Annotated in this window: 7 protein-coding genes; all 7 read left to right on the plus strand. The window is 56.6% G+C overall.

From position 1 onward, the window contains the following. The 7 genes from AKU79_RS00940 to AKU79_RS00970 all read left to right on the plus strand — a co-directional run bounded on the left by AKU79_RS00940 (position 1) and on the right by AKU79_RS00970 (position 6,508). A complete protein-coding gene (locus AKU79_RS00940) occupies positions 1–360 on the plus strand; it encodes a Na+/H+ antiporter subunit C (RefSeq protein WP_050521703.1) in 360 nt (119 codons plus the stop codon). Further along, on the plus strand, positions 357–1,871 hold the full coding sequence (locus AKU79_RS00945; RefSeq protein WP_050521704.1) for a monovalent cation/H+ antiporter subunit D: 1,515 nt from the start codon (positions 357–359) through the stop codon (positions 1,869–1,871). Before AKU79_RS00940 ends, AKU79_RS00945 begins: the two co-directional genes overlap by 4 nt. A 4-nt stretch (positions 1,872–1,875) precedes the next feature. After that, positions 1,876–2,367, plus strand: coding sequence for a Na+/H+ antiporter subunit E (locus AKU79_RS00950; RefSeq protein ID WP_050521705.1), 492 nt, complete (start codon positions 1,876–1,878; stop codon positions 2,365–2,367). Further along, positions 2,364–2,633, plus strand: a complete 270-nt coding sequence (locus AKU79_RS00955; protein ID WP_050521706.1) for a K+/H+ antiporter subunit F — start codon at positions 2,364–2,366, stop codon at positions 2,631–2,633. The genes AKU79_RS00950 and AKU79_RS00955 overlap by 4 nt, the downstream gene beginning before the upstream one ends. A 9-nt stretch (positions 2,634–2,642) precedes the next feature. Beyond that, complete coding sequence (locus tag AKU79_RS00960) at positions 2,643–3,068, plus strand: Na+/H+ antiporter subunit G (protein WP_050521707.1); 426 nt, start codon at positions 2,643–2,645, stop codon at positions 3,066–3,068. 130 nt (positions 3,069–3,198) lie between these two features. Further along, positions 3,199–4,179, plus strand: coding sequence for a deoxyribose-phosphate aldolase (gene deoC / locus AKU79_RS00965; protein ID WP_050521730.1), 981 nt, complete (start codon positions 3,199–3,201; stop codon positions 4,177–4,179). 4 nt (positions 4,180–4,183) lie between these two features. After that, positions 4,184–6,508: an aldehyde dehydrogenase family protein gene (locus tag AKU79_RS00970; protein WP_050521708.1), complete on the plus strand. Its 2,325-nt coding sequence runs from the start codon at positions 4,184–4,186 to the stop codon at positions 6,506–6,508. Positions 6,509–6,553: the final 45 nt, after the last annotated feature.

The raw sequence follows: 6,553 nt of genomic DNA on the forward strand, positions 1-6,553 counted from the left end.
ATGGAACTTCTTGTCGCTTCGGCTGTTGGCCTGATGACTGCCTGCGGGGTATACCTGATTCTGCGCAAACGGACCTTTCCGGTGATCGTAGGGCTGGCGATGCTGTCCTATGCGGTAAACGTGTTTATCTTTGCCTCTGGGCGGTTGGCGATTGGCTTGCCTGCCATTATTACAAAGCATCCCGAAGGTTATACCGATCCGCTAACGCAAGCGCTTGTTTTGACAGCAATTGTGATCAGCTTTGGCATGACCGCGTTGATTGTGATGATGGCTTTGGGCGCGTTCTTGGAAACCGGAGATGACTATATCGGGATGGAAGAGCGCGAGCAGCCGGCCGGACCGAAGGAGGGCGCGGAATGAACCATTGGATTATCGCGCCCGTTATTCTGCCTGCATTGCTGGCGCCATTTATCGTGCTGGTGATGCGACATGATCTGTCGCTGCAACGGGTTTTTTCGACTGCGGGGACAGCGGTGTTGGCCGCGATTTCACTGGTCTTGCTGTATACTGCGGCCAACAATCCGCCCGAGGTATATTATCTGGGCAATTGGCCGGCCCCTTTTGGCATCGTTTTGGTGTTGGACCGTTTGTCGGCAATGATGATCGCGCTGACCGCGGTTTTGGCACTGTTGGTTCAACTTTATGCCATCGGCACCAGCTGGGATGCCCGCGGTAACCATTTTCACGCATTGTTTCAGTTTCAGTTAATGGGCCTTTGCGGCGCGTTTCTGACAGGGGATGCGTTCAACCTTTTCGTGTTTTTCGAGGTGTTGCTGATCGCCAGCTATGGCCTGATGATTCACGGTGGCGGGGCCAAGCGGCTAAAGGCTGGCGTGCAATATGTGGCCTATAACCTTGTTGGCTCGACGCTGTTTCTGTTTGCGCTGGCGACAATTTATTCGGTAACCGGCACGCTGAACATGGCCGATCTGGCGGTAAAGGTGGCCGAGCTTCCAGCGGGCGATGCGGCGTTGCTACGTGTTGGCGCGGTGCTGCTGCTAATGGTTTTCGCGGTAAAGGGCGCATTGGTGCCGCTGCAATTCTGGCTGCCAGCGACGTATAGCTTTGCGCCCGGCCCTGTAGCTGCGCTGTTTGCTGTGATGACGAAGGTTGGTGCCTATGCCGTTATTCGTATTTTTACCTTGATCTTTCCGCCAGAAACGGCGGCGACTGGCACGTTGTTTGCAGACATTCTGCTGCCGGCTGCGATTGTCACGCTGATTGTTGGCGCGATTGGCGTGCTCGGTGCCACGGGCATGGCACGGCTGGTGGCATTTGCCGCTATCGGATCTATGGGCACTTTGTTTATCGCCGTGTCGCAATTCACGCCGCAGGCGATCACTGCGGGGCTGTATTACTTGCTCCACTCTACCTTTGCCACGGCGGCGCTGTTTCTGATTGTAGATCTGTTGCAGGACCGGCGCGGCAATGACGACTTGCGCATAGCTTTGCCACCTACGGGGCAGCACGGGCTCATCACGGTACTGTTTTTTGGCGGGGCTATCGCCATGGCAGGCATGCCGCCGCTGTCGGGCTTTTTGGGCAAACTACTGGTGATGGATGCCACCCGCGGTGCGAATATGGCCATCATCTGGACAGCGATTCTTGCCACTTCGCTCATCACAATCATCGGTTTTTCGCGCGCAGGTTCGCAGGTCTTTTGGAAGGCATATGCCACGACAACCACCATGCCAAAGCCCGAAGGCAAAGCCGAGCCGTTGGCCTTTGCCGTGGTATTCGCTTTGCTGGCAGGCCTTGTGCTGTTAACCGTTACGGCGGGGCCGGTGACCAGTTGGCTAACGGATACCAGTACCGAATTATTTGACAAGACCGCCTATATCAACGCCGTTTTCACCCCGGTAAAGGAGTAGGCCGATGCTGCGCAAGCTTTTTCCTCACCCCTATCTGACCCTGCTTTTGGTGGTTACATGGATGCTATTGGTCAACCACTTAAAGCTGGGATCGCTGGTCTTTGCCCTGATCCTCGGCATCATAATCCCTATCATCACCGCACCCTATTGGCCTGACCGCCCCGCTTTGCGCAACCCGATTGCGATCATCGGCTATGTGCTGATCGTGTTGTATGATATTGTGAAATCGAATTTCATCGTGGCTGGGATCGTGTTGTTCAAACCCAGTAGCCAGCTGCAATCTGCGTGGGTCACTGTGCCACTCGATCTGCGCAGCCCCGAGGCCATTACTGTTTTGGCAGGCACAATCACGATGACCCCCGGCACCCTGACCGCCGATATGTCTGGCGATGGCCGCGCGTTGTTGGTTCACTGCTTGCACGCGCCCGACCCTGAAGAAGTTCGCGACGAAATCAAAACCCGCTATGAAGCCCGTTTGATGAGGATTTTCGAATGATCCCTTATGCCCTGACTTTCGCTTTCGGCTGCTTTGGCCTTAGCCTTTTGTTCAACCTGTACCGTATTTTTGTCGCCCCCGGCGTAGTTGATCGGGTGTTGGCGCTGGATACTATGGTCATTAATATTATCGCATTGCTCGTACTTTATGGCATCAATACCCACTCTGCAGTATACTTTGAGGCTGGGCTGCTGTTTGCGATGACGGGCTTTGTTTCTACTGTGGCCTATTGCAAGTTTATCTTGCGCGGCGACATCATCGAATAGGGGCCGGATATGGAACAGATCGCAGAAATCACAATTTCGGTGCTGCTGGTCGCGGCTGGTATTTTTGGCCTTGTCGGCAGCTTTGGCCTGATCAAGCTGCCTGATACGATGACGCGTCTGCACGCACCGACCAAGGCAAGTACCTTAGGGGTTGGCGGGGTGTTGCTGGCCTCGATGCTGTATTTTTGGATCATGCGGGGACAACTTAGCTGGCATGAGTTTCTGATCACGATGTTCATTCTTCTGACGGCACCAATCACTGCCAACTTTATCGCCAAGGCGCATATGCACCGCTTTGGTGACAAAAATACGATGCCTGATACTGGCACACCGCGCGATTGGGCCACATTTGAAGATGAGTCCAAAGAAATGGAACCGGTGATGACACGGGTCGAACCAAAGCCCAAAGTTACGGCGTCAGATCACCAATTCTGACCTATTGGTAAATTTTTGAATCACCTGACGGCGCGGCACACTTGCCAGCCGCCAGGCGGCGTGCCACGCTTGCGCCAGCCAATTAGTGGAGGTTCTTTTGCGACCCGACAGCCAGCACACTGCCCGCGCCATGCAAGGCGACACCCCGAAAAATCTGCCGCAACTGGCCCACGCCCGCAACCCCGGCATGCCGCTAGATCTTGACTGGGTTGCATCGGTTCAGGCCAATACCTCGGCGATCGAGCGACGCGCTGCAACATTTCCAGGTCGGCGCAGCGTAAAAAAGGATTATCAAGCCGCTTGGCTGTGCAAGGCCATTTCCTGCATCGACCTGACCACCCTGTCCGGTGATGATACTGCGGGTCGTGTGCAGCGTCTTTGCGCCAAGGCACGCCAACCTGTACGCCCCGATATTCTGGCCGCTTTGGGGATGGAAGGGCTGACAACGGGCGCGGTTTGTGTTTACCATGATATGGTGGAAACAGCCGTTCGCGCGCTCGAAGGCTCTGGCATTCCTGTGGCGGCGGTTTCAACCGGCTTTCCGGCAGGCCTGTCGCCATTGCATTTGCGACTGGCCGAGATCGGTGAAAGCGTGGCTGCAGGTGCGCGGGAAATTGATATCGTTATTTCACGACGCCATGTGCTGACACAAAACTGGCAGGCCCTGTATGACGAAATGCGCGCGATGCGGGTCGCCTGTGGCGAGGCGCATGTAAAAGCTATTTTGGCGACCGGAGAGCTGGGCACCTTACGCAACGTTGCCCGCGCCAGTCTGATTTGCATGATGGCAGGTGCTGACTTCATCAAAACCTCAACCGGTAAAGAGCCGGTAAACGCCACGCTTCCCGTTACCCTAACCATGATCCGCGCAATCCGTGATTATCAGGACCGTACGGGTATCAAGGTCGGCTATAAGCCTGCCGGAGGCATATCCAAAGCCAAAGATGCGTTGGTTTACCTTGCGCTGATGCGCGATGAGTTGGGGCTGCCGTGGGTGCAGCCCGACCTGTTCCGATTTGGCGCGTCTTCTCTCTTGGGCGATATTGAGCGCCAGCTAGAACACCACGTGACCGGCGCCTATTCCGCCGCTAACCGCCATGCGATGGGATAACGCCATGACCATAAAAGAGATTTTCAACGATATGTCCTATGGCCCTGCACCTGAATCCGCTGCTGAGGCGCTGGATTGGATCGCCAAACACGCGCCGTTTGGCCATTGGATCAACGGGCAGTTCACTGCGGCGGGCGACGGGTTTGCCACCAACAACCCGGCAACCGGAAAAGCCTTGGCACAAGTAACCCAAGGCAGCATTGCCGACATTGACACAGCCGTGGCCGCCGCCCGCAAGGCGCAGCCGAAATGGGCGAAACTGCCGGGGCATAAGCGCGCGCAATACCTCTATGCTTTGGCGCGGCTGGTGCAGAAACACGCACGGCTTTTGTCGGTTCTGGAGACGCTGGACAACGGCAAGCCTATTCGCGAATCGCGCGATATTGATATTCCGTTGGTCGCCCGACATTTCTATTTTCACGCAGGTTTGGCGCAGCTACTTGCATCCGAACAGCCGGATATGGCCCCTTTAGGCGTCTGTGGCGCCGTTATTCCGTGGAACTTTCCGCTGTTGATGTTGGCGTGGAAAGTGGCGCCCGCACTGGCTGCGGGTAATACGGTCGTCTTAAAGCCCGCCGAATACACGCCGCTGACTGCGTTACTGTTTGCGCAAATCAGCCGCGAGGCAGGCCTGCCCCCCGGTGTATTAAACGTTGTTACCGGCGATGGGAAAACGGGTGCTGCACTGGTGGATCACCCTGACGTCAACAAGATCGCCTTTACCGGCAGCACTGATGTTGGCCGCAAAATTCGTGCGGCAACAGCGGGTACGGGTAAGGCGCTGACCTTAGAGTTGGGTGGTAAATCGCCCTATATCGTGTTTGACGATGCCGATTTGGACTCGGCTGTCGAAGGGCTGGTTGATGCGATTTGGTTTAATGGCGGGCAGGTTTGCTGTGCCGGCAGCCGGTTATTGGTACAGGAAGGTGTGGCAGAGCGCTTTTATACCAAGTTGCGCGCCCGAATGGATGGGTTGCGCATTGGCGACCCACTGGACAAATGCATTGACGTAGGCGCAATCGTAGACCCAGTTCAATTGGCGCAGATCACTGCGATGGTGGATGCCAGCGAAGGCGAAAAATACCAAGTTCCCTGCCCCACTGGCTGTTTTTACCCGCCGACGCTGATTACTGGCCTCGGCACTGCAAGCCACTTGATGCAAGAAGAAATCTTTGGTCCTGTGCTCGTCGCCATGACATTCCGCACGCCATCTGAGGCGGTGGAACTGGCCAACAACTGCCGCTATGGGCTGGCGGCGAGCATCTGGACCGAGAATGTCAACCTTGCGCTGGATATTGCGCCCAAGGTGCGCGCGGGTGTGGTCTGGGTGAATGGCAGCAATATGTTTGATGCCGCAGCGGGCTTTGGCGGCGTGCGGGAAAGCGGCTTTGGCCGTGAAGGTGGCTGGGAAGGGCTGCTGGCCTATTTGCAACCTAAAGGGGCGTCGAAGCCTTTGAAAACCATTTCCGCTGTGGCCAACCCTGCGAATGCCGAGGTTTCCGGTTTGGACCGCACCGCCAAACTATATGTCGGCGGCAAGCAGGCAAGACCCGATGGTGGCTATTCGCAAGCGGTTTGGTCACCCAAAGGCAAGCTGTTGGGGCATGTTGGTCTTGGCAATCGCAAGGATATTCGCAACGCGGTTGAGGCAGCGCATGGGGCGAAAGGATGGGGCAAGGCCAGTGCCCATCTACGCGCGCAGATTTTGTATTACGTCGCAGAGAATCTGTCGGCGCGGGCCGACGAATTCGCAGAGCGGCTAAAGGATATGACGGGTAAACCGGGTATGGCCGAGGTAGAGACCAGCATTGCGCGCCTGTTCACCTATGCCGCCTGGGCCGACAAGTTCGACGGCGCCGTAAAATCTGTTCCAATTCGTGGCGTTGCTTTGGCGATGAACGAGCCTTGCGGCGTGATCGGCGCGATTTGTCCGGATGAAGCGCCTTTGTTAGGGCTGGTTAGCTTGATGGCGCCCGCGATTGCGATGGGGAACACCTGTGTTCTGGTGCCATCGCAGGTGTTTCCTCTGGCGGCAACAGACCTGTATCAAGTGTTGGATACGTCTGACCTGCCGGGCGGCGTCGTGAACATTGTGACCGGCGCACATGGCGATTTGGCAAAGCCTTTGGCCAGCCATCTGGATGTGGATGCGGTGTGGTGCTTTGGCGCTGCAGAGCTGTCGGGACTGATCGAGCGCGAGGCGGCAGGGAACCTGAAGCGGACATGGGTGAACAACGGGTTTGCCACTGATTGGGATCGCGCCGAGGGCCGACCGTTTCTGCGCGCCGCGACTGAGGTAAAGACGGTATGGGTGCCTTACGGCGAGTAATGTGACGGCCGCTGGGGGAGGGGCTGTCTGCCCCTCCCCCAGACC

The organism is Pseudorhodobacter wandonensis (assembly GCF_001202035.1).
Lineage (GTDB): Bacteria > Pseudomonadota > Alphaproteobacteria > Rhodobacterales > Rhodobacteraceae > Pseudorhodobacter > Pseudorhodobacter wandonensis.